Annotated in this window: 1 protein-coding gene and 1 pseudogene; both read left to right on the top strand. The window is 67.8% G+C overall.

What is annotated here, in order from left to right:
• The first annotated feature begins 349 nt into the window (after positions 1-349).
• Positions 350-1,054, top strand: coding sequence for a hypothetical protein (locus D7V77_RS41735; RefSeq protein ID WP_147452350.1), 705 nt, complete (start codon positions 350-352; stop codon positions 1,052-1,054).
• Between the two features lie 2 nt (positions 1,055-1,056).
• Positions 1,057-1,329: pseudogene (locus tag D7V77_RS46120) on the top strand (hypothetical protein); the annotation flags it as partial.
• Positions 1,330-1,984: the final 655 nt, after the last annotated feature.

The following is a 1,984-nucleotide window of genomic DNA, read 5'->3' as shown; positions in this document are numbered from 1 at the left end:
GCATGCTGACGGCGGACCGTGACGCCTTCTATGATGAGGCCGTTCTCCTGCTGCGCCGCGTCCGCAGGCGCGGCAGGCTCCCCATCTGGGCCAACACCCCTGAACGGAATTAGTCGGGATGGCTTAGACTGGGAGCCCCGGATGGGCACCCGGTGGAGGAGCAGGGCGTGAAAGGACCTGGAACAGCATGCCAATGGGAAGAACCTGGAACCGGAGCCTCGTCCCGCCCTCGCTGTTCGCGGCGCTCCTTGGGGTGGCGTTGGTCGCCTGCTCCCCAAGTCCCGAGCCTTCCGCGCCAGTGCTACCTTCCGATGCGGGTGTGACGGCGGCCGACGCGGGAGTGACTCCGGTGGCCATCGCCAAGCGCCGGCCCGACGTGTGGTGTGAGGGCCTTCCGCCAGAGCGGTGTGGTGAATTCCCCGAACTCTGCATCCGGCTGACGTACTGCGATGGTCAGCCGTTCTGCGCATCCCGCATGAACCGCCCAAAGGACCGCAAGTGTGGTTCGGTGAGCGTCTACGGCCTGGGCGAGCCGTGCTGCTCCGGACTGGTGAGCCGTTGCGGTGTGCTGACGCTGGACGACACCTGCGAACCGCAGCGCGACCCGATGGACATGCCTTCGTGTCTGGCGTGTGGCGATGGCGTGTGTGACGTGCACGAGCAGCGCTGCAATTGTCCCGAGGACTGCGCCGTCACCGCGAAGCGGCCCGGCATCCGCTATCGCGGCAGCAGCCCCGAAGGGCCCACCGGCCATCGCAACACCGAAGGCGTCACCCGCCCGGGGCAATGCCTGGATGCGCTGGAGAAGCCAGACGCCGTTCGACACTGCTTGAGGGAATGGGTGATGGCCCTCCTGGGACGCAGGTCCGCCAAGGAGCTTCGGCAGGCCGTGGACATCAAGCCGTTCACCCGCTTCGACCTCGACCTGTTGGAGTGCCTGGATGAACCGGAGGACCGGGATCCGCCTGGAACCCGCTCCCGTCGCGATGTCTGTCTCGAAGCGCTCCAGCGGCGGACGAAGGACACGCGGCTGCGAAAACTGATGAACCCCTAGCCATGTCCCCCGAGCACTCCATGTTCCCGCGCTCCGCCCGTCATTCGACCTGTCTCGCGTCGCTCCTCGTGCTCCTCCTGGCCGGGGAGACCGCGCAAGCGACGTCCTATCCGCCCTGGCAGCCGCCAGTGAGGCGCGCCATCGTGAATGACGATGAGGTGGCCTTGCGTGCGTTACTGGCCGAGGGTGCGTCCCGGAACGTCATGGACGATCCGAGTCATCCGGGGGCGTATTCCCCGCTCATGGTGGCGTGCGAGGAAGGGAAGGAGAAGGCCGCCAACGTCCTGCTGGATGCGGGCGCGGATCCGTTGCTCATTGTTCCCCGGCATCAACGGTACTGGCCTCCGCCGGGATGGAGCGCTGTGTGCTTCGCGCGATTCAAGGGCCTGAAGCGAATCGAGCAGCGCCTGTTGGACGCGGGCGCCTCCGCCCGGTCCGCGTGTCTGTTGGATGCGGACTTCCTCGCTGCCGCCGTTGCGCGCCAGCCCCCCCAGGTGGAGCGCCTTGCCCGGCAGGGTCGGGGTGGAATCTCCCCCTCCGTCATCCAATACGCCATGGGGCAGGCCTTCGCCCACCGGGACGTAGCGCTGATGCGTGCCGTGCTGGTCGCGGGTAGGCCCGTCTCGTCCCGCGACGGGGCCGCCCTTCTCGAACGTTGGCTCAGTGACTTCAACGCCGTGAGTCCCGCGATGGTGGACGTCCTGCTGGAGGGTGGGGTGCGTCCGCCGCTTCTTCCGCTGGCGAAGGCGGGCCTCACGGCGCAGGTGGCGCGAGTCCTCAAGATGAGCGCTTCACCCGACAGCGGGTGTGGCTCCCATCCTGATCACGCGGCGCGCCGCACCCGAGCGCGCCGTGGCGCGAGAATGAGAGTCATGGCGGCGTCCCAACGGTCCGAGAGCACCAGAGCGCGGAGGTCGAGGATGTGCTGGC

Origin of the sequence: Corallococcus sp. CA041A, from assembly GCF_003612075.1 — a bacterium.
GTDB lineage: Bacteria > Myxococcota > Myxococcia > Myxococcales > Myxococcaceae > Corallococcus > Corallococcus exiguus.
The sequence above is the reverse complement of the archived record's forward strand: the minus strand, read 5'-3'. Positions and strand labels throughout refer to the sequence as shown.